This window comes from Burkholderia sp. Ax-1719, from assembly GCF_011753055.1.
Taxonomy (GTDB): Bacteria; Pseudomonadota; Gammaproteobacteria; order Burkholderiales; family Burkholderiaceae; genus Paraburkholderia.
Map to the genome: position 1 here is coordinate 110,452 of NZ_VWWJ01000016.1, position 21,742 is coordinate 132,193.

15 protein-coding genes and 2 pseudogenes are annotated in these 21,742 nt (G+C 54.6%); 6 read left to right on the forward strand and 11 right to left on the reverse strand.

The genetic code is table 11. The features are described 5' to 3' along the window. Positions 1 to 88 precede the first annotated feature (88 nt). From F3J17_RS23725 to F3J17_RS23735, 3 genes are read left to right on the forward strand one after another with little or no spacing between them, the layout of a single operon-like run. Positions 89 to 1,126 (forward strand): SIR2 family protein, encoded by a 1,038-nt coding sequence (locus F3J17_RS23725; RefSeq protein WP_167064598.1) that lies wholly within the window; start codon positions 89 to 91, stop codon positions 1,124 to 1,126. Positions 1,127 to 1,170: 44 nt separating this feature from the next. Continuing rightward, positions 1,171 to 2,868, forward strand: a complete 1,698-nt coding sequence (locus F3J17_RS23730) for an ATP-binding protein (RefSeq protein WP_205194926.1) — start codon at positions 1,171 to 1,173, stop codon at positions 2,866 to 2,868. 43 nt (positions 2,869 to 2,911) lie between these two features. Continuing rightward, positions 2,912 to 3,973: a hypothetical protein gene (locus tag F3J17_RS23735; RefSeq protein ID WP_167064604.1), complete on the forward strand. Its 1,062-nt coding sequence runs from the start codon at positions 2,912 to 2,914 to the stop codon at positions 3,971 to 3,973. Positions 3,974 to 4,035: 62 nt separating this feature from the next. On the opposite strand, the gene F3J17_RS23740 is transcribed toward F3J17_RS23735, so the two are convergent. From F3J17_RS23740 to F3J17_RS23800, 9 genes and pseudogenes are all read right to left on the reverse strand, one after another. Beyond that, positions 4,036 to 4,830: an AraC family transcriptional regulator gene (locus F3J17_RS23740; RefSeq protein ID WP_167064608.1), complete on the reverse strand. Its 795-nt coding sequence runs from the start codon at positions 4,828 to 4,830 to the stop codon at positions 4,036 to 4,038. A 393-nt stretch (positions 4,831 to 5,223) separates the two neighbouring features. Beyond that, the gene (locus F3J17_RS23745) at positions 5,224 to 6,057 is read right to left on the reverse strand and encodes a mycofactocin-coupled SDR family oxidoreductase (RefSeq protein WP_167064611.1); all 834 of its coding nucleotides are present in this window, start codon (positions 6,055 to 6,057) and stop codon (positions 5,224 to 5,226) included. 375 nt (positions 6,058 to 6,432) lie between these two features. Then, on the reverse strand, positions 6,433 to 7,209 hold the full coding sequence (locus F3J17_RS23750) for an amidohydrolase family protein (protein ID WP_167064614.1): 777 nt from the start codon (positions 7,207 to 7,209) through the stop codon (positions 6,433 to 6,435). A gap of 1,446 nt (positions 7,210 to 8,655) precedes the next feature. Then, entirely contained in the window at positions 8,656 to 9,456 is an 801-nt protein-coding gene (locus F3J17_RS23760; protein ID WP_167064620.1) for a mycofactocin-coupled SDR family oxidoreductase, read from the reverse strand. A 706-nt stretch (positions 9,457 to 10,162) separates the two neighbouring features. After that, positions 10,163 to 11,368, reverse strand: coding sequence for a pre-mycofactocin synthase MftD (gene mftD / locus F3J17_RS23770; protein ID WP_167064624.1), 1,206 nt, complete (start codon positions 11,366 to 11,368; stop codon positions 10,163 to 10,165). 116 nt (positions 11,369 to 11,484) lie between these two features. Then, entirely contained in the window at positions 11,485 to 12,762 is a 1,278-nt protein-coding gene (gene mftC / locus F3J17_RS23775) for a mycofactocin radical SAM maturase (RefSeq protein ID WP_167064639.1), read from the reverse strand. 365 nt (positions 12,763 to 13,127) lie between these two features. After that, positions 13,128 to 13,289 (reverse strand): mycofactocin precursor MftA, encoded by a 162-nt coding sequence (gene mftA, locus F3J17_RS23785; RefSeq protein ID WP_167064654.1) that lies wholly within the window; start codon positions 13,287 to 13,289, stop codon positions 13,128 to 13,130. Positions 13,290 to 13,688: 399 nt separating this feature from the next. Next, positions 13,689 to 14,738: an amidohydrolase family protein gene (locus tag F3J17_RS23795; protein WP_167064660.1), complete on the reverse strand. Its 1,050-nt coding sequence runs from the start codon at positions 14,736 to 14,738 to the stop codon at positions 13,689 to 13,691. 804 nt (positions 14,739 to 15,542) lie between these two features. Beyond that, positions 15,543 to 15,713: pseudogene (locus F3J17_RS23800) on the reverse strand (transposase domain-containing protein); the annotation flags it as partial. 347 nt (positions 15,714 to 16,060) lie between these two features. On the opposite strand from F3J17_RS23800, the gene F3J17_RS36485 reads away from it, so the two are divergent. Then, a complete protein-coding gene (locus F3J17_RS36485) occupies positions 16,061 to 17,686 on the forward strand; it encodes a methyl-accepting chemotaxis protein (RefSeq protein WP_167064663.1) in 1,626 nt (541 codons plus the stop codon). A gap of 15 nt (positions 17,687 to 17,701) precedes the next feature. Then, positions 17,702 to 17,838, forward strand: a pseudogene (locus F3J17_RS36335) (IS5/IS1182 family transposase); the annotation flags it as partial. A 255-nt stretch (positions 17,839 to 18,093) separates the two neighbouring features. On the opposite strand, the gene F3J17_RS23810 reads toward F3J17_RS36335, so the two are convergent. Further along, entirely contained in the window at positions 18,094 to 19,047 is a 954-nt protein-coding gene (locus F3J17_RS23810) for a LysR family transcriptional regulator (RefSeq protein ID WP_167064666.1), read from the reverse strand. A 513-nt stretch (positions 19,048 to 19,560) separates the two neighbouring features. Between F3J17_RS23810 and F3J17_RS23815 the strand changes: the two genes are divergently transcribed. Further along, entirely contained in the window at positions 19,561 to 20,229 is a 669-nt protein-coding gene (locus F3J17_RS23815) for a GntR family transcriptional regulator (RefSeq protein WP_167064669.1), read from the forward strand. A 98-nt stretch (positions 20,230 to 20,327) separates the two neighbouring features. On the opposite strand, the gene F3J17_RS23820 is transcribed toward F3J17_RS23815, so the two are convergent. Continuing rightward, complete coding sequence (locus F3J17_RS23820) at positions 20,328 to 21,635, reverse strand: MFS transporter (protein WP_167064672.1); 1,308 nt, start codon at positions 21,633 to 21,635, stop codon at positions 20,328 to 20,330. Between the last annotated feature and the right edge of the window lie 107 nt (positions 21,636 to 21,742).

Here is a 21,742-nt window from a genome sequence, read left to right on the forward strand (position 1 = left end):
GTCATCGCGCATTTCAGATGTTCGAGCTAGAATTTCGATGCAACAATGCGCTGACTATTCCTACCGAAAACCAACTTGGGCGGCGAACTTGGAGCTTAGTCAACTAAAATTGCTGCTCCAGCAGCACTTTACTGATGGACTGGTAACCATCGTCGGTTCTGGTTTGTCATGCGCAGAGGGGCTTCCGGGCATGGGCGAACTTGCACATTACCTCCAAGGTAACATCGAGGCCGATTTGTCGAATGACGACAAGAATCACTGGACCCAACTGTCGCCCTTGATCACGGCAAACGGACTCGAAGCTGCACTACTATCTAAACCGCCGACACCTACGCTTGAAACCGCCATTGTCGCAAAAACAGTCGAATTAATCGCGCAGCGTGAACGTGACGTAGTTGCTGAGGTATTCACTAAGGCGCGCACCCTTCGTTTCACTCGTCTTTTGAAACACCTTCTTAAGCCAACTACGGGAGTGCCGGTTGTCACCACCAACTACGATCGACTGCTGGAGATCGCAGCGGAGGAGGCTGGCCTCGGTGCGGACACACTGTTTGTAGGTCAATTCGCTGGACGGTTAGACGAACACGAAAGTAAATTAAGTTTCTGTCGCGAGGTCACCCTAAAGGGAAAAAGCGTTCAATATCGCTATCGGCAAAAGGTGAATGTCTTCAAGCCACATGGTAGCCTCGACTGGTACCATCGTGATGGCAAACCTGTGCGTTATGCTGGCGACCTCGACTTGCAGCGTTTAATTATCACACCGGGCTTGAATAAATTTCGGAGCGGTTACGAGAGTCCCTTTGATCGACACCGCGAGCGCGCAAATGGGGCGATCGACAAGGCGAGCCGCTTTCTCGTGTTGGGCTACGGATTTAACGACGATCACCTTGAAACGCATCTGACGCCGCGAATCAAAAGTGGGGTACCTACGCTTTTGATGACACACTCGCTTTCAGGCAACGCTCTGAAGCTCGCTCGTGACCACACCAACGTTATTGCGATCCAGCACCGGGCTGTCGACGGGGTGTCCGGCTCGTCGGTCTTCGTCAACAGGATTGAGGACTTCGTGCCAGGGCTTGCTCTCTGGGATCTCAACTCATTCATTTCGGAGGTACTTGAACCGTGATAGAAGCCGCTCTCCAGTTTGCTGACGACGATAGGATTGGTCGGGTGGCATCGGTCGACACAAGTCGCGTGGCAGTGGATGTAACTAACTCAATCCTTCTTACCCGCATTGGAATCGGCCAGCTCATCGCCATTCGCGGTACGACGGAACGAGAGTACCTCATTGCCATGACCGAGCGCGTTACACGAAGCATGCGTGATGAGTTGCCAAATTCCGACGATTCCGGAGTGGATGGCCAACTTCTAGAAGCGGTTGCGGATGATTTGATCCAAGCCGTTCTTATTGGCACCTTCCGCACGATCGAGGGTGAGAAGGTGAACACCTTCAAGCGCGGCGCGGACAGTTTCCCCCAGATTGACCGAGAGTGTTATGTCATCGAGGGCGGAAATCTTCAGCGTTTCATGGGTATCCTCGGTGCAGGCTTCGAGGAAGAGGAGCGCCTGAAGCTCGGCACATTTGTCGCTGACCGGTCGGCCGATGCGATCGCAAGTGGCGACAAATTTTTTCAACGGCACGCGGCCATCTTAGGGAGTACCGGTTCGGGCAAGAGTTGGGCTGTGGCACTTATCTTGGAACGAGCCGCGAAACTGAAATTTCCTAACATCATCGTTTTTGATATGCACGGGGAGTACGCGCCACTTGCCGATGAAGCAATCGGCGGCTTTGCGCAACGATTTCGGATCGCTGGACCTGGTGATTTAGACAAGCCGGGCGATGATGTTTTGTTTTTGCCGTATTGGCTTCTGAATCGTGACGAGATGCTCTCGATGATCCTCGACAGAAGCGACCAGAATGCGCCGAATCAGGCCTCACGGTTCACACTGCATGTCCGTACCCTCAAGAGCGAGACACTCGATACTGAGAAACGGGATGTGGTTAAGAAGACATTCACCGTAGACTCGCCGATCCCCTATGACATAAAAAAGCTCGTAACGCTGCTGGAGACAGACAATACGACCAAGGGCATGGGGAAAACCGGGCCAGTGAAGGGCGAGTGGGAGGACAAGCTTACCCGCTTCCTGTCGCGGCTGGAAGCGAAGCTCGACGATCGTCGGTATGGATTCATGTTTGCACCGCCGCTAGCGGCGATGGCATATGACTGGTTGGCCAACCAAGTCCTCAAGCTTTTGACATCAAGCGGCGGGTCGGGGATCAAGGTCGTTGATTTTTCCGAGGTGCCCGCCGACGTTCTCCCCGTCGTGACTGGCACTTTAGCGCGGTTACTCTATGACGTCCAATTCTGGATGCGTTCAGGGAAGCGGACACCGGTTACGCTGCTCTGCGACGAAGCTCATCTTTATCTCCCCGTGCGGGAAGATGCTGACGCAGTGCAGCGGCAAGCACTTGGCTCGTTTGAACGGGTCGCTAAGGAAGGCCGTAAGTACGGCTTTTCGCTATTGGTGGTCAGTCAACGCCCTGCCGACGTTAGCAGAACGATTCTTAGCCAGTGTAATAATTTCCTGGCATTGCGATTGACGAATGAGACGGATCAAGGCGTAATAAAACGGCTTATGCCGGATTCACTAGCAGGGTTGACCAGTGTGCTCCCGCTTCTCGACACAGGAGAAGCTCTGCTTTTAGGCGACGCGGTGCTGCTGCCGACGCGTATTAAGCTCGATATCCCAAAGATCACGCCGGATAGCGCGACAAGAGATTTTTGGAGGGAATGGGGAACACAAGAGCCGCAGGAAGATGCAATCAAGTTGGCCATCGAGAGCCTGCGAAGCCAGGCGAGAATTTAATGCTCTGGCGACGAAATCATAAATCAATACGGATAACAAGAGAATGGCGACAATTTCTCAAATTCGTGGTGCTTTGTTGGAGGAGGCGGTTTTATTTCTTCTGCAAAAAATTGGATATGAAGTTTTCGATCCTAGAACGCTCGCAGTTCGGCCTATCGACGGATTGAGATCAGGTCACTCCGGTCTTGAAGTTCGAGGACGAGGAACTTGGCATCAGTTGGACGCGTTTGCATTGTGGAGACATTCCCCTGCCTTCATGTATCCGCTTCAACTTATGGTGGAAGCCAAGTGCTACAGCGCGCATCGACCGGTTCAGATAGAGGTTCCGAGAAACGCGGTTGGGGTTCTCAAAGATATATCCGAGAATTTTTTTACCGTACGGACTAGGCGCGGAAGTATCTTTCAAGCGGTACGCTACAATTATGCTGCTGCGATCTTCTCGACGTCTGGATTTACACGTGGCGCGATCGAGTACGCAATAGCCCATCAGGTCTTCTTGATTCAATACGAGGATGTTCCCGCGATTCAACCTCTTGTCGATGCTATTTTTAGCTTCGATGAAACGTGCCTGAAGGCGATAAATAACGCGGCTGCGTCAGCTGTACGAACTTTTTTCAGAGCAATTCTTAATGGTGAAAACGTCGATATCGAGATCGAAAGTACGTTGACCGCCTCGGGGATAACGCTCCTTACTGGCTCGATTGTTCGGGCGTGCACGAGGATACAGGGGTCGTATTTTGGAATGCTCCAAGGCCGCTGGCCCTTACATTTACTCCGGGCTGCACCGTTGCCTCCGTCGGCGTTCACGAGCGACACCGTTAGATGCGAGGTCAGAGGCAACGATCGAAATGAGTGGAAGTTTGTTCCTGCAAACTTGACTCAGGGTGATAGCGCGTGGTTTGAGCTGGAGTTTAGTCTTCCTCCGCTGATCGCCGAACTTGTCGCCGATGCGTGGGACGACGACGTGGCAGTTGCACAAATCAAACAAGAACATTTCTCCTTCATCGACCTTGCCGGCGTGATCGGAGGAATTCAAAGAAATGTCCGCCTTGAACTCGATGCGAACTGGATACGGACGTATCTCGAGCGGCGCCGGTCGAGGTGACCTGCCCATGGCTAGCAGCCCCACCAGTTCAACTCGCGTAGTCTTCGGCAGAAAATATAGCCTCAAGTAGATTGGGCCATCGCCCGAAAGGCACCGGGCGTCACGCCACACGATTTTTTGAATGTCTGAGTGAAATGTGATTGATTTTCTAGGCCAATTGCGTGAGCGATTTGTGCCAACGTCTGCGTCCCGCGGAGCAGTATTACGGCGCGTTGTACACGCTTCTGAAGCACGAACTGATATGGGGTTACGCCATTTGTCGCCTTGAACGCCCGCGAAAATTGCGAAGGCCCGAGATTTGCCAACGAAGCGAGGTGTTTAATACTAATCTCCGAACCCAGATTGGAATCTACGTAGTCGTTTATTCTCGCATTAACCACTGTCGACAGCTTACGTGCCGGTTTAGTCTCCTCCAGGAGCGAGCTCCGCTGGGGTTGAAGGAGTCCTGCCAGCGCAAGGGATATACTCTGCGCATAAAGCGTCCCGGAACTGCAATTGCGTCTGAGTTCGTCTAGTATTGCCAATCTCACTATGGCGAATCTAGTATCAGCTAGATTGAGATCCGGCTCAATGCGGAGCTTTTTGACATCTTCTTCGAGAAATGATGTAACGAAATCCGACGACACCTGGATTCCTAAACACCGATTCCATTGACCACTCCACGTGCCTTTATCAAGCTCAAATCCAGCCGGCACAATCTGACCGCATCCAAGCCGACCGCGCCCCTCCCAGATTTTCTTACCGGAGCGCAAAGTATATGCGCCGCTCCCGGTCCCGAACAGAAAAATATGAGGGACATCATGAACGACTGATCCAACTTCAGCAGCGCCATCGAAAGATCGAACATCGAGAGGCATCCCTCTCCATAGCCCGACACACGACGACGGCCAGTCTTGCACCCCACCGGGGGAGACGACTTTCCCGCTTTTATCGAGTATTGCGATTGAACGAGACATCTGAACAGGCAAATTTCGCGAATCTACCTAGTCAATATGATTTCGTTGTGACAATGTCGCTGGGGGTAGATTGAAGCCGATCACGTTTGTTGAAACGCTGCCGCAGTGGGGGCATCTGCCAAAAGCGTTGCCGGAGTACCTTCTCGTCCTATGGCACCAGGGTAGACACGGTCGGCCCCACCAACGAGTGGTGCCGACCACTTTGTCACTCGAGATAGCGGCCGCAGCGAGACGTACGCGGAGAGGTATCCCCGCCCCCCATCTCGCGATTCGTGCAGTGGTCTCGACCGACGTTCAGTTCAAAAGGTCATTCCCTGCATCGACAGGCAGATTGACCCCCGTTATAAAGCGGGCATCATCCGATGCCAGAAATACCATCGCGCGCGATATATCTTTTGGGTCGACCCAAGGAACAGGCAGCGTATGCATAGTTTGACTGACTGGCGCAAAATCCTCCTTGGTCGCGTTTGGTTTATCCGGGCAGAACAATCCATAGACAAAATTGTTCATACACATATCGGTGTCGCATTGAGTTGGGTGTACCGCATTAACGCGAATCTTGAACTGCCCCCACTCCATAGCAAGGCCTCGCATCAGTCCGACCAGCCCGTGCTTTGCGGCCACATATGCGATTGCATTACGGCCCCCGTGTAGACCAGCAGCGCTACCGGTCATAATGATGGAGCCCCCGCGATTACCCGCAATCAGATGCCGCGCACCAACTCTCGCCGTTTGCCAGACCCCCTTAAGGTTCACGTCCACCGTGTCATCCCATTCTTTCTCGGTGGTGTCCAAAGCGGCAGAGAAATGGCCGATCCCAGCATTACAAACAACGATGTCTAGGCGCCCCAGCTGCTCGACGGCACTGTCGACAACGATGCGCAGTGCGGATTCGTCACGAACGTCCACTTTGGCTGACACAACCCTGCGGCCGGTTTCTTCGACCAGCCGGACTGTTTCGGCCAGGTCTTCCTCCGAGCCCATCTTGGATATATGAGAGTCAATGTGCTCGCAAATATCGACGGCGATGATGTCGGCCCCCTCCTGCGCCATTATGACCGCGTGACTACGCCCCTGACCTTGCGCTGCACCGGTAATTAGCGCCACTTTACCTTCAAGTTTTCCCATATCTCCTTCCTCTCTTCTGGTTTGTTAAATTCACCAAAGCGAATCTCGAGACTCGCACTCATTATCTTTTGGCACTCTATGCCATGTCACCATTTAATGCCAACGCGAAACAGTTGACCACCACTAGCCTTTTCAGAGGGCAATTTTTCGACACGTCTCTATGGCTACCATCGACCTCGCAAGACGCGAATCACTCGCGGCTCCTGTCTTACCGCAGAATATTCTCGCGCTGACTGCGCACAGCAGAGCAGTTAAAAAGCGATCGAAATCGACCCATAACTATAAATACTGGCGTTTTGTTTATGTCGGATTACTAATCAAGATGCTTTACGAGCACCTTGTGATAATTCAAACCGAAATTCCTTGCGGTGTCTCTTAGCGCCAGTACATCCGATGCGCAACTCCGCCGAACGATGAATCAACCAAGCTCTCACCGCGTGATTCTAGGATGTCACGTGGCCAACGTAGCGCATTCCGGTATCCCTCCCGCATGCTCACAATCGGCCAATCGCTCCCCCACATCAGCTTCTCAGCGCCAAAGGCATCCAGTGCGTTTAGCATCAGCGGCGGCACGGGGGTCTCGAATGGAAATCCGTCCTCGGACTTTGGAAGCGCTTTGCGGGTATATTCCGAAAGGCCGTGGAACTTCATGTAAGCGTTTGGAAGCTTCCCTAGTGACAGCACGCTACTTGTGATGGTCATGTCACAGTTAGACTGCAGGTTCCCCAAATGCTCAATGACAACGGACAGATTCGGGAGTCGTTCGAGGAGCGCTCTAAATTCCGCAGATGCAAACTCCTCTGCTGTCCCGACGCAGCTAACCGTTATATTCAACTCCTCCGCCAACTCCCAAAACTGGACCTGATTGCACGAACTGCCTACCGGTGGACGAAGTCGAATGCCGACTGCTCCGCGGCCAACCTCCCGCGTGAGTGTTGTCGGAGCATCTGCGTCCTCGATGTTGATATGAACAATCGATGCCAGACGCTCTGGATAGCGCGCGACGCACTCGGCCTGATAAGTATTGTCAAATTGGCCCAAACTCTGAACCAACACCGCGCGTTCCACGCCGTTACTATCCATGTGGTGCAGTAACGTCTCAACAGGCTCATACCAGTTAATGCCTACATGGCAATGACTATCGACAATCATGTCAGTTTCTCTGTTTGCGTCGGTTGATAAACTCGATTGCGAGGGGGCCAGTAGTCCTATGCTTAACGGCACCAAGCCATAGACCGGCGCCGTAGGCCATGTCATCAAGCCGTCGCCCTATCACCCTGACCAAGAAGTTCGGCGGACTCTCGCCGTTGGGCATCACCGGGGGTCTCGTAAACGCAATAAACAAGGAATCGATAAGAAGCGCGAAGAGTATCGCCTCTCGACCTGCCGTGCTGAACAAGGCCATCGCGATCGCCGCAGGCCACCAATGGCGCAAAATGAGTTGCGTTGCTTGTAGGACAGCCGCGACAAAGCCCTCAACTGCGAGTCCCAAAGACGTCGGTAGCCGAGACTCGAAAGGTGGTAGTTTTCCAAACACGATGAACGTCGTCCAAAGAACGCCGACTACAGAGGCTAACTTTCCCCAAATGCCCCCGTAGATTGTCGCCGCGACCACGATTGCCATAAATACCGGGATCCGCGCGGCTGCCACTCCGACGCCGTGCTTCCGCGCTAGTGGCGCACCTCCAGTGCCGTAGACTACCTTTCGCTCGAGCCACGCGAAGAAAGCAGTCCTCGCATCATGCAAGGCAATAAACTCTGGTGCGTAGCGTACTACCCAACCTGCTTTCAGCAACCTCAAGACGAGGTCGACATCCTCTCCTACACGCATTTCTTCCGCGAAAGCGGCGATGTTTGGTTCTCTGAGCGCTGAAACTCTGCCGACAAGGCATGCGCTAGGCAACCAACCGACGGCTGCACCAACCGCCACGGAGCAAGGACGATGCCCCAGCGTTAGTGAGGACCATGCGGCGTCGTAGCGTTCGTACCACCGTGGTCTCTGACCGCGCGTCGCACCGTGAACCATCGGTCCAACTAACGCGACCGCGGGATCCACGAAGTGTCCTGACATTCCAAGAAGAGCGTCCACTTCGACAACAACATCCGAGTCAACGAAGGCGACAAACTTTGTAGCTACCTCAGCAAGTCCCGCGTTACGTGCCGCTGCGGGTCCACGATTGGTAGGTAGTGCGACCACTCGTGCGCCGTAGCGCTTCGCGACGCATGCGATACCATGTGCGTCGTGTGAAGCATCGTCGACGACGATGATGCTGAGTCCCCGAAGGGCCGCGAGACAACGCTCTAGCTGTTCGTGCCGGTTACGTACGGGAATTACGACGGTAAGATCGTTTCGGTTCAGGGGGACAAGATCAACCGGGTCAGCGACATTCCGATCAAGTAGACGCCGAGCGAGAGCCGCCGTTCTCTCACCGCAAACGGTTAGCCTCGCCCCATCGAAGCACTCCATGGCCCGAGCGGACAGTCGCATGACACAACGTGGCGAACCACCAATAAGTACTTTCTCGCCAATGGTTGAGTTCACACGCCATTTGACATCATCGCGAACGCGGATTGAGAATCCGCGGGGTAAGGTTTCCATTAGGCGCCGAAGCCTCCGTCCGCATTGATAATCGACCCAGTGAGGACCGCCCCATCACGAGAGCATGCGAATCGAACTACCCGCGCTACTTCATCGGCATCCAGCAAGCGCCGCAGAAGTTGATGTTCCGCCAACTCTTCTGTTGTCACCCCGTAGGTCTTTGCTGTCGCGGAAAGCAGTGCCGTGTCGGTCGACCCCGGGGAGACGATTGCCGCGGTGACTCCAGTGCCGACGAGATCGGCCGCCAAGCCCCTCACCAGTCCAACGACGGCGTGTTTAACTGCTGAATAATTTGCTAGGTTGTAGAGACCTCGTTCGCCCGCCGCAGAAGCTATAGCTACGAAGCGGCAGCCCGCGGGATCGGGGCCGGCCAACATTGCAGGAACTGTAGCCGCAATAGTATTCCAGACCCCTTGGACGTTAATTTCCCACATTAATTGGAGGTTATTGTCTTGCCAGACTGGCTTGCCTCCGCCTTGCAGGACAGCCGCAGCCGCAACGGCGGCATCAATTCTCCCCCAAGTTCTAAGTGCTAGTGCGGCAGCCGCTTGCAGCTCTTCGGCGCTGCGAACGTCGGCAACGTATGGAATGACCCTTCCGTCAGGGAGATCCCGCACAAGTGTTGCCAAATCTTCACGCGTTGCCTGCTTATATACGAGGTCAGGTTGCGTGTCGGCACACCAATCTATGGCAACCACGTTGTACCCGTCATCCACGAACTGACGAACTGCTGCCGCTCCTATCCCGCGCGCTGCTCCGGTGATCAAGGCAACTCGGCGCACTAGAGTCGTACTCGACATACATCCTCCTCGTTTGTCGTGCAGCCCAAACGCGACATGGCGCACCAGACCATCTGGCGAAATAAGGCTTCTCCCTCTCCCGCATGCGCTCCCGTGGGGTCACCCAATACTCCGTTCTCGGACACAGAAGAAACGCCCTTTGACAATAGCGCGGGCATTAGCTGGCTCAGGGGTTGAGTATTGCCTGGTTGTGCGAGCTCAAGCCGGACCCTCTCTGGATCCAAAAAAAGCATCAAAGACGTTTCGGTTCGACCAGCATGAGCATCGGACGATGGTACGTAACACGGTACCCACTCAACATTGCGCCCCTCTGCCGTCAGCAGTTCAGTAGCCCGCTTAAGGGCAGCACTATTTCCGCCGTGTCCATTGACGAAAATTACTCTTGAAGCCCAAGTCGTGAGGGATCGGGCCATTTCGATCAGCAGGATGATAAGTGCCTTCGTGCCTATCGAAACCGTCCCGATAAATTGCTGATGCTCGCCGCTAGCGCCGTAACATATGGGCGGCGCCAGGATGCCGGTCACGGCATTAGCGACCCTCTTAGCAAGCGCAGTAGCGATGACCGTGTCGGTGTCCAAAGGCAAATGCGGACCATGTTGTTCGACGGCACCAACAGGCACTACCACCGTTCCGTGCTTTTCGAGAGATGGCCACGTTTTGTCCGACAGGGATATGTAGTCACAGCGCATAGTATTGCAGCCTTGGTTCACTCACCCATCGAAAGTACGAACCCGTCGGGAATTAACAAATGTTCGGGTCGCAAGTCTGCCACCGACGCAATTGCGAGACCGCGCAACGTTGAATCGAGGCCTGACCGCATAACGTCCAGGACGTTTTCAACACCAGCCTGTCCATTAGCGCTTAGACCCCAAAGATATGCCCTCCCTATGAGGACCGCGCGAGCACCCAAGGCAAGCGCCTTGGCTACATCGGAGCCCCGTCTTACGCCACCGTCAAGATATACCTCAATATGTTCGCCAACCGCATCGACGATTGGCCTCAACAAACGAATCGGCGCGGGCGTACAGTCCAAGTTGTTGCCGCCATGGTTGGAAACCGAAATTGCGTCAACCCCCGCATCAACAGCTCGCCTTGCGTCATCGACACGACCGATACCCTTGATAACAAATGGCTTGCCAGAGATCTCCTTCCAGCTTCTGCACATCCACGCGACGTCATCCCACGTCGGCGGCGGCGTGGTCATCCATTCGTAGTAGGCACCAAAAAAAGTCGGTGCATCGCCACCTACCGAGGATGCGAGATTTGGCACGGTTAAGTCAGGAAAGCCTCCCGACTGCATAAATCTCCAAAGCCAGCCTGGCTTGGTCAATACCTTAGGCGCGAACCGGATAGCCGAACGAAGGTTGACCCGCTCCGGGATCTCCGGACTGCCCCAATCACGCCCCATAGAAAACGACCAGTCGAGCGTGACGATCAGAGCTTTTGCACCTGCTTCATGGGCCCGAGTCATGCGTTGAATCATTACGTCTCGACTACCCGACCAGTACATTTGAAAAAATGTTCGGTCGTTAACGGCGCAGACTTGTTCGACGGGCTTTGAAGCGAAATTTGACAAGCCCATGACTGTGCCACGAGCGGCCGCCGCGCGAGCGACAGCAATTTCACCGTCTGGATGAACCGCCTGGACCCCGGTTGGACTTATCAGCACGGGAAGTTCAACACGCGTCCCCAAGACAGTAGTTGACAAATCGCGCTTGTCAGTCTGACCCACAATCTTAGGACTAACCCCCAGCTGTTCAAATGCTTGCTCGTTCTCGCTAACCGATTTGCCCCGCTCGGACCCAGCGACTATCGCCATGTATACCGGTTCAGGCAGTCGCTTACGTGCTCGCTGCTTGGCGACCGCTACGGACTCAAACCAGGCATTTTCCTTCCAAGGATTAAACGCCATTGCGCATTTCCTTCGTCTTTGTTGATGGCGATCCCGCCGTTCCTATCTGACTTAATCCGCTCCCACAGCAGCCCAAGCCAGCTTGCTCATTGGCGCTTCGGGTGCCTCGCCTTGCATTAAGCGGATTCGTGTGTGTACCCAACCAACGGATCCTCTTCGCACATGCGGTTCGGAGCCCCTATATGCGCATGGCTGTTCACTGAGGTTTCCAACTGCCCTTTCTCAATATCTGGTCGGATCCGCCAGACAACTCGTCGGCTATGGTCTTGCGTTGCTTGCGGCCGCGCACGCTCAGGGCCAAGTGCATTAAGTGCTTGCTCTCCGTATCCTTTAACGCACTCTGGGTCTGGTCCGTCCACGGGCAGACCGGTAAAGAACTTGGCAGCCATGCATCCGCCTCGACACGAATCGTACGACTTACACTTTGTGCATTGCCCGTCTGCCTGCGGCGATCGCAAGTCCGAAAAAAGCGCAGATCGTTGCCAGACTGCCCCAAAACCCCCGTCTGCAAGCACGTTCCCCGCGCGAAACTCCTCATGGATGGAGAATGGACACGCATAGACGTCCCCCACGGGGTCAATTAAGCACACAACGCGACCAGCACCACATAGATTGAGACCTGGCAGTTTGTGCCCGAGCGCACTGAGATGAAAGAACGAGTCACCCGTTAGTACGTTCTCTCCGTTAGCGACCAACCAGTCGAAGAGCGTGCGTTGTTGCTCGGAGCGAAGGTGCAATTCATCCCACACGTCAGCACCGCGTCCAGAGGGACGCAGACGTGTTAGCCGGAGTGTTGCGCCATAGCGATCAGCGATTGCCTTGAATTCGTCAAGCTGCGCGACGTTTTCGCGCGTGCAGACCACACTGAGCTTTGCGTCTTTGAAGCCAGCCTCATTCAGATTTTCTAGTGCATTGATGGCCATCGAGAACGACCCTTCGCCGCGGATGCGATCGTTCACGGCGGCCGACGCGCCGTCGAGAGAGATCTGCACGTCTACGTAGCCCTTCAAGGCCGGCGAGTTAGCGAGCCAGTCTGCTCTCTCACGGGTGATCCGCAGACCATTCGTCGAAAACTTAACACCCACTTGGTGAGCAACTGCGTACTCGACTAAGTGCCAGAAGTCTGGCCGGATTGTCGGCTCTCCACCTCCGATATTGACGTAGAAGACCTGCATTCTCTGCAGTTCGTCGATAACCGCTTCGCACTGCGCAGTGGTAAGCTCGCTTGGGTCACGCCGTCCAGAGGATGACAAGCAGTGCACACAAGCAAGGTTGCAGGCGTAGGTCAACTCCCATGTCAAACAGATCGGAGCGTCCAGTCCCACTTCGAACTGGTGGAGCAGCGTGTCACCGGCTGGCCGCGAGCGGGCCGGACGTTCAGCTAGTATCGTCACTTTGCTATTCCTCTTATGGTTCGACGCCGGTTACGCCACTCACTGAGCGTTGGATGATGTCTGCGCCAGCGAGATTGCTTAGGACGGCAAGGTAGACTCCCCGCTGTTCCTCAGGGACGCCAGCCCCGTCGAACGCCGACAGAACATTGGGATACTCGGAAAGCGAGTCGATAACTTGAACGAGTACAGGCCGCTTCAAAAAATTTAGCTTTCGATTTCCGAAGTGGTAGACGAGTGCGCCGAACGGCTCCCGCCTTATACTGACTAACGGTGAAAGCATCCATTTTTCGTCGAGCTGAACGGCCGAGCGATTATCGCGGCTGGATTCTATTCCACCGTCGACTTCGCACCGTGCCGAAGAATTTTCAGTAGACACCGCACATGCCGTCGATCGACACTTCTTCGATCAACTCCTCGCAATCACACTCTTCGAATGGCTGCCGATCGGACGTGTCCTTTGACTGGGAAGCATTGGACGCGCCAATAGATTCAGATTCGTATTGCTTCACTTCGATTCCTTCGCCCATTTGGTTTACCTCATTGCTTATATGTCTACACTCTCTGCCCAACTGCAAGTTCTTCAGTTGGTAGTCCCAATCGTCCATTACCTTTGAGTCTGAACGATATCAATTCTTGGATAGTGACCCGCAGGTGGGACCGTACTCGCATCTCTCAGACGCGCGGACGCGAATCGAGAGATCCTCACGCCGTCGATGTCCACATCCTTGACCCCGTCCAAATCTAGGAAGGCCGGTCGGACGATGCTCTCCAGCGTCATGGGACGCATTGAGCAGGCGGTACAAAGTCCGGTGAAGCTTAACTTCACCACTCCTGATGCTTCATTAAAGCCAATGACTTCGATGCCTCCTCCATGTAAGCCCAACATTCGGGTCACGAGCTTGGCCCTCCCTTCCACTGCTTTCAGATCAGTCATATCCTTTGCCTTCGGATGCGTCGAGTACCGCCAACTCGCGCTTCTTAGCTTCGACGTCGATGTTCATTAGCTTGGCAAGGTTCAAACCCAAGATCTTCTCTTTATCTTTATCCGTAAGGGCCGGAAAGCCGTAACCTTCCTGAAGATCTTCGGGAATTTGCATATTCTTAAAGGCGCGCAAAAACGACGTCGGATTTCCGCTGACGGCTCCCTCTGACCCGTACATAAGCCTATCGGATCCAACCGAAAGCAAGAGTTCCCCCAACAACTTTTGGATCAAACGCGGACGGATCAGCGAAAGTTGAACCATCGGGGAGATCAGAAGATGAATATTCTTGAAGCGCGCCGCGATGTTCACTACCTCATCAAAGTAAAGCGGCATCGGGTGATGGATAATAATCTGCATATCGGGAAAATCGCGAGCGACGCGCTGAAGATAGTTGGGGCGCTGGATTTCGACATCATGCGATGCGTCTCCGGGTAGACACATGTGAAACTGCAGGATGTTAATACCCACTTCTTGGCAACGCTCATAGAGCGGGTAGCCGAGTTCCCGGTCGTCTGCCTTCCAGTAGAAGGGATAGAACTTCATCATCTTCGCGCCGAGTTCATGGGCCTGCAGCTTGATTGACTCCTTCGCGTAATCCACGCCGGCGGCGGTGGGTTCAACTCCCCCGGAGAAAATGCAGCGCTGTGGATACGCAGCCGCAAACCCATGGTTCACTTTGATGAAATGCTCGGGATCGGCATATAGGTCTGATGCGGTCCCCGGCCCGAACGGAAGGCTGCCGACAATTCCCATGTCGGTTGGAGCATTGCGGAACATGACGTCGTAGTTTGCCTCTCGACTTCCCTTGAGCGCATCGTTGACGTTGATCTTGCTGACGTCCGCCTCGAACACCCCGCCGGTCAGCAACTTACTAAGACGCATCATCTCCGCCTGCACTTCCGGGTCCCGAAAACTGGCGTCAGATTTCATCGCCTCGATCGACCAGTCAACAACATGGATGACCGCATCAAAGACAAAAGTATTGTCAAGCATCGTATCTCCTCCTTTGGCGCTTGCTTCTGGGGCAAGGCTACTGTCAACTGGGCCGATTATCGGCGCGTTTTTTGGCACTCTACGCCATATTGGCGCACAGTGCAACAACATGCATTAGCCGGGGAAAAGATCGAAAAATGCGGTGTTCTGGCACCTGGTGTAGTAGTAATCTGGATGCAGAGTGACGCTGCTATTTGACTAGCCAGGGTTTCCACGTGTGAGAGCCAAACGTCGTGGTTTTAAGCGCAAGCAAGCTATGCAACGGCTTCGTCATCAACTGCGACCTCCAGCCGGAAGTGCGACCCTTTCGACGCATCTCTCGATGGAAATTGGGACCAAAGTCTCGCAGACAATCCAGCCTCATCCTCCGGAGCAGCCTTGCTCACACATTCAGCCACCTAGCAAGTTCGATCAGGTGCTTGCATCTAACAAGGCTGCGCCACTAACGCGTGATTCCGGACAAACATTAGATCGCTACCGAATATAAATTCGGAATCCATATCAATAACGGGAGGGTAGCTTCGAGAGTTGATGCCCAAACATCACACGCGTTATCGGGGTGCCCTAGCTGGCGCTGCTGGTCGCGCTATCTTTTTAGCAAGATGGTCCAAGCTACGAGCCAGCGGAATTGTGGTCGCTAGATTCTCAGCAGCTCTGGATAGAACGTGGCGCGCGCCCTCAAAATTGCTTGAGGACCCATTTCCGCTTAAGTTCGCGGCAAAGCGGCCTTGCGCAGTTCGATGACAGTACGCTTGCCGCGCGTAACTGTGGCATCAGCAACGTCTTGACTGGAGGTCGTGATCTTCAGACTGCGATGCGGATCTGACCGGCGAAGACGCACGGCGTGATTTCGTCGATGCGGTTGATTGGATGGTCAGCGATGTGTGCGAGCACGTAACGCAGATATGCTTCAGGATCGATACTGTTAAGTTTTGCGCTGCCAACGAGGCTGTAGATTACGGCGACACGCTCGCCGCGAAGACCAGACTCCGTCTGCAATCTGGCGTGCACTGCTCGCGGCATGAAGCGAAGGCGTTGATCACACTTCGTTCGCCTTTGATCCAAAATTTTTTCACCACAACCAGGACGAAGAGACTATTGAAATTTTCAGGCACTAGACCGGGAAATGAGGCTCATGCCTACACAAAAAGCAGGAAATCCCGACTTCAAGGTGCATAGCGCACGACCGTATACCACTATGTATGCAAAGATCCCCTAAAGATGCCTGACTTCAACTAGTCATTCAGGGAACATCTCATCAAGTGACCGCCTGGTGACTCGGGCAGATTTCCTAGACATTATTTCCTTGAACGGATTCTTCCATGGTAACAATCTCTCGACATACGATCGGTATCCGGCTTGCCGCGAGTTTTGGTGTCGTGCTGGCATTCCTCGTCGTGCTTACCACTGTGGGTGTGATTCGGGTTGGGAAGATTGACAGCAGCCTTACGACAATAAGCGACGTCAATGGGGTAAGGGAACGCTACGCTATCAACTTTCGCGGCAGTGTCCATAATCGGGCCATCGCGCTTCGGGATGTAGTCTTCGAAGGAACAGATGCGGGGCTGCAGACACAACTTTCCTTAATCAAGAAGTTGACCGACGACTACACGCAATCAGCGCAGCCGCTTGATCAGATGTTTTCCGCTGACACGGGGATCACCGGTGAGGAACGCGCCGATCTTGCGAAGATTAAGAGCATCGAGGCTCATACATTACCGTTAATAGCAAAGGTCATTGAGTTGCGAGCTTCTGGCAATTTGCCAGAGGCCACCAGGATTTTGCTTACCGAAGCACGCCCTTCCTTCAACGACTGGCTTGACAGCATCAACGCGCTTATCGATCTTGAGGAGAAAATAAGTCAGAATTTGTCGGTGAACGCGCGTTCTGTTGCGGGGTCATTCAGCATGCTCATGCTTGTGTTATGCGCACTAGCTATCATAGTGGGCGTGTGGGTTGCATGGTTCATCACGAGAAGTATCGTGCTGCCTATCAGGCAGGCGTCTGAATTTGCGCGATCGGTCGCAACTGGCGACCTGACCGTTCAGATCGACTCTGCGTCGAACGACGAGACCGGTCAGCTGCTGAAGTCGTTGAAAACTATGCTGGATAGTCTGGCGAGCGTAGTAAGTGGCGTGCGCACAAGCACCGATAACGTCGCGACAGCCGCCTCAGAAATCGCTGCGGGCAACGTTGATCTCTCATCGCGAACCGCCGAGCAAGCTTCGTCTCTCGAAGAAACAGCGGCCAGTATGACTCAGCTGACTGAGACGGTGAAGCACAATGCCGACAATGCACGCCAGGCCAACGCATTGGCGATCCGCGCGACGAATGTTGCAGACGCTGGCAACAATGCGGTACAAGGTATGGTCGGTACCATTGATAAAATTAATGGCAGCTCGACCAAGATTTCCGAAATTACGGGCGTTATTGAAGGCATCGCATTCCAGACCAACATCCTGGCCTTGAACGCAGCGGTGGAGGCGGCACGTGCTGGTGAACAGGGGCGTGGTTTCGCCGTCGTTGCAAGTGAGGTGCGGAGCCTTGCGCAACGCTCTGCAACCGCAGCAAAAGAGATCAAGGAACTGATCGGCTTATCGGTGACAATGATTGAGGACGGTGCTAAACAGGCTACTCAAGTCAATGCGACCATGGGGGAAGTGAAGCAGGCCATCAAACAGGTTTCGGACATCGTCGGTGAAATCACCGCTGCATCCGAAGAGCAGAGTCGCGGGATTGAGCAGGTCAATCAGGCAGTCGGCCAGATGGACGAGGTAACGCAGCAGAACGCGGCACTCGTTGAGCAGTCGGCAGCAGCCACGCATTCGCTCGAAGAACAGGCTCAGATTCTGAAAAAAGCAGTAGCGGTGTTTAAAATTGCTGATGCTGGAACACACGCGGTGCCACCCAGGTTGACTAGGGAAGGTCTGCCAAAGTCCTGGCATTGAAGACTGGTTCGTCTACCTGATGTACTGATCTCGCTAACTAATCTCGATGCCCGCTCCATGGCGACGAGGGGCCGTGGCTCCGGAATGATGGGCTACTACGTGCAGGTAGCCGTAGATGTCAACACTGTCTCCTCGTTGCCCATGAGGTCACAAAGGAGGCTATCGACGACGATCCGAACCAGACCGGCCAGATGCTTGCCGAGCTGGCGAACCTTCCGTAGGTCACGGATGCGCCTAGGGATCAACACCTGTTAGATTAACTAATGATTTCCCTTTAGCAGTTATCTCCGAAATTCTGCACCGACTCTGGGGAATCGCTACCTCTTTGTTCAGAGAGAGGGATGGGTCGATTGGCAGCACCGCGTAAAATGCGTTCGACCATCTCTGAAGTTTCAGTGGCGTGGCGTTCAAACTACCACTTCTCCTGGCGCGCCGTAGTCCTTGAGTATAACCGCGTCGCGAGCGATGACGGTCGGCATGAACCGCCGCAAAAAATCAATCCATGTCCTGATTCGCGCATCTATATATCGCCGTGTTGGATGGAGCGCGTAAATGTTCATCCTCTGCAATGTGTAGTTCGGCAGCACCCGCACCAGACTTCCGTCCGCCAAGCCATCAAGTGCCGAGTACACAGGCAAAACGCCAATTCCCATACCTGCACGCACGGCGAGCGCGATGGATTCCGCCGTGTTCAGCTCCACATAGCCCGTTACTTTCATCGATTCGCTTCCTTTTTCACTCTCGAGAAGCCACTCGTACGCCGGAAACGCCGGCGTATGGAGAATCAGGCACTCGTGAGAAATGAGCTCATCTGGCTCACTCGGAGCACTTCGCTTCCGAAGGTATTCTGGTGACGCGCAGAGCACACTAAACGAAGCTCCTAGCAGATGTGAGATTAGGTCTGAGTCAGGAAGTGCTGATGACGTTGCAACCACTGCGACGTCCGTGCTTCCCTCAAAGAGGGCCGGATTTTGCTGCGACATTGAAAGCTGCACCTTGACGTCCGGGTATTGAGAGCGGTACTCCCTGATTGCTGGCAACACATAGTACTGGCCAATCCCGGTGAAACTGTGTACGCGCAGCTTTCCAGTCGGCCGCTTCTGGGCATCACCCGCTTCTTCCTCCGCCTGCTCAATGTCGGCGAGAATTTGCTTGCAACGTTGCAAGTAGATTTCCCCGGCCGGCGTCAGAGCTACCTTGCGCGTCGACCGATTGAAAAGCCGCGTCCGCAGTCGTCCCTCCAGCTCCGATATCGCGCGCGAAATCGCGCCTGGGCTTGTATCTAACGTGGTTGCAGCGCCAGTGAAGGTACCACGTTCGACAATTCTGACAAATACACGCATCTGATTGACTGTATCCACGCTTACCCTGCCTTCATTGCTGCGCGCTCGCAGCCGTTTTCTTAATGGTGCCTGATTCCCAGAGGAGCAGCTGATAATAGACTTATATCAATTTTGATAACAATCTGAACTCGTCGATGATGTAGCGATATTGGCAATGTTGGTTCACGGCGGGGCGTTTCTATGGTTGCAATCGCAAATTCGTATTAGCTGCCTTTGACGAACTGACTTGTGCACGTCGCTAGCCTCAGCACTGATTTGCGCATCTGGTTTGCGAGCCTTCAGATCGCCAAGAATAACGATTAAGTCGCAGGCGTCCGCGCCATACTTTCCTTAAGCAGTCCCGCTGCGAAAGTCGAGCCGCAATCGCAATATGACCCCGTTTTCTGCAGGCTGTAACACGCCCTTCGCCCAGCCAGGAGACTGTGCGCCACCTGAGTTCGCGCCATTGATATCGCGCAAGCCTACGCGCCTTCGTGCTCCCATCCCATACTGGTATGCTTACGGTATTCTGTATTCATAGTGACCGTCGCCATGTCAGCACTTCTGAAAATTCAGGCTCGTACAGATTACGTCGATGAGGTCTATCGTGTTCTTCTGGATGCCATCAGCGAGGGCTCCATCGCCCCTGGGGCACGTATTGTCCAGGAGGAGATCGCGGAGCAGCTGGCCGTCTCCCGGTCGCCAGTCCTGCAGGCGTTCCGGCTGCTGAAGAAAGATGGACTGGTAGAGGACGCGCCTGGCCGCGGGCTTCAGGTGACACCGCTCGACCCTGAGCGGATTGGTCATCTTTACGAGCTCCGGGGTGCGCTTGACAGCCTTGCCGCCCGACTCGCGGCCAGAAAGCAGGTGAAATTGGACAAGTCGTTGATTGCGAACGGCAGGAAGTTATCAAAGGGTTCAGACATCAAGGCGATGATAGAGGCCGATATGGCGTTCCACATCGCCATTTACACCGCTTCGGGCAACCCGCTGATTGTCGAGAATGCCCGTCTGCATTGGATGCACCTACGGCGTGTGATGGGCGCGGTCCACCAGGTTGTCGGCCAACGCAAGACTGTCTGGGACGAACATGCTGCAATCGCAGATGCCATCGCAAAGGGCGACGAGGAACTCGCGGCAAAGCTCAGCCTCCAGCACGCGGAATTTGCTCGCGAAAACCTAGTCAAGCATATGAGCGAGGCGGTCAGCCCGGTTGAATGAAAAACGTGCCCCCAGGCACATCCATGCGCTAAGGGGCACACCGACCACTACGCCACTGGCCAAAGGCTCGCCGTCGGCCGCTTCGTTCACTCCGGCAATTACTTCCGGTTGGAGTTGACGAGAGTTGGCGGAACAAGAAGTACCAGTGCACCACCTACCAGCAGGCTGACGGAGAGCACCAACACGCCCGCACCTGCCGAGCCCGTTGCGTTCTTGATTACCCCAATTAGCGACGGGCTGACCACGCCTGAGATGCTTCCGACCGAATTCGCCAGCGCGAGCCCGGCCGCCGCGGCAGCTCCACCCAGGAACGCCGGAGGCAACACCCAGAACTGGGAAATCGTCGTCATCACGCCCATCGTTCCAATCGTCAGTCCAATCATCGCCAGCACGGTTGAGTGCGCGAACGAAACGCTCATTGCAAGGCCCAACGCACCAACGAGGCCTGGCACAATCAAATGCCAGCGTCTTTCTCCGGTGCGATCAGAGCTCTGGCTGACCACTAACATCGCAATAGCGCCTGCTGCATAGGGGATAGCAGTCAACAAGCCGACGTTGAGCGGGTCGGAGACGCCGCTGGACTTTATCAGCGTCGGGAGCCAGAAGCTCACGCCATAGAGTCCCATCGTGTAGAAGAAGTAGATGCCGCTGACGAGAAGAATCTTCGGATTCAGCAAACCGTCCAGCGCGGAATGTAGCGCCCCCTTCGGCGCCTCATCTCGCAGCTTCTGCTCGATAGCAGCCTTTTGACTCTCGCTGAGCCAGGTTGCGTCTTGAACCTTGTCGTCGAGGTAGAAAAATGCGATGACGCCAAAGACGACAGTCGGGATACCTTCCAGTAGGAAAAGCCACTGCCACCCGGCCATCCCGTGCACGCCACCCAGCTGTGTCATGAGCCAACCCGATAGAGGGCCGCCAATGACACCTGACATCGGAATGCCTGTCATGAACAGCGCCGTGACCTTGGAGCGCCTCGACGAAGGAAACCAGTACGTCAGGTAAAGAACGATTGCCGGGAAAAATCCAGCTTCAGCCACGCCCAGCAAGAACCGCATGACGTAAAACTCGACGGGAGTCCGTACGAACATCATGCACGCCGAAATAATGCCCCACGTCACCATGATTCTCGCAATCCACCGCCGCGGGCCGACGCGCAGAAGCATCAGATTGCTCGGAACCTCGAACAAGAGGTAGCCGATGAAGAACACACTTGCTCCGAACCCGTAGATGGCCTCGTCCAGGCCAAGGTCGCTGAGCATCTGCAGTTTGGCAAATGCAACGTTGATTCGGTCCAGATATGCCGCTAGATAGCATAGAAAGAGGAACGGCACGAGTCGCATCGTTGCTTTTGCAAATGCAGACGACTCGCCTCCTTCCACATACGCGGCAGGGCTGTGGGAACTCATTGTTGTCTCCTAGGGGGTCTTTCTTCATTGGCGGGTGCTCTATGTGCTTTGTCTCCGCCACGTTGGTAACCCCCAAAGGAGCAACTCGATGCTCCTCCGGAGGTCGA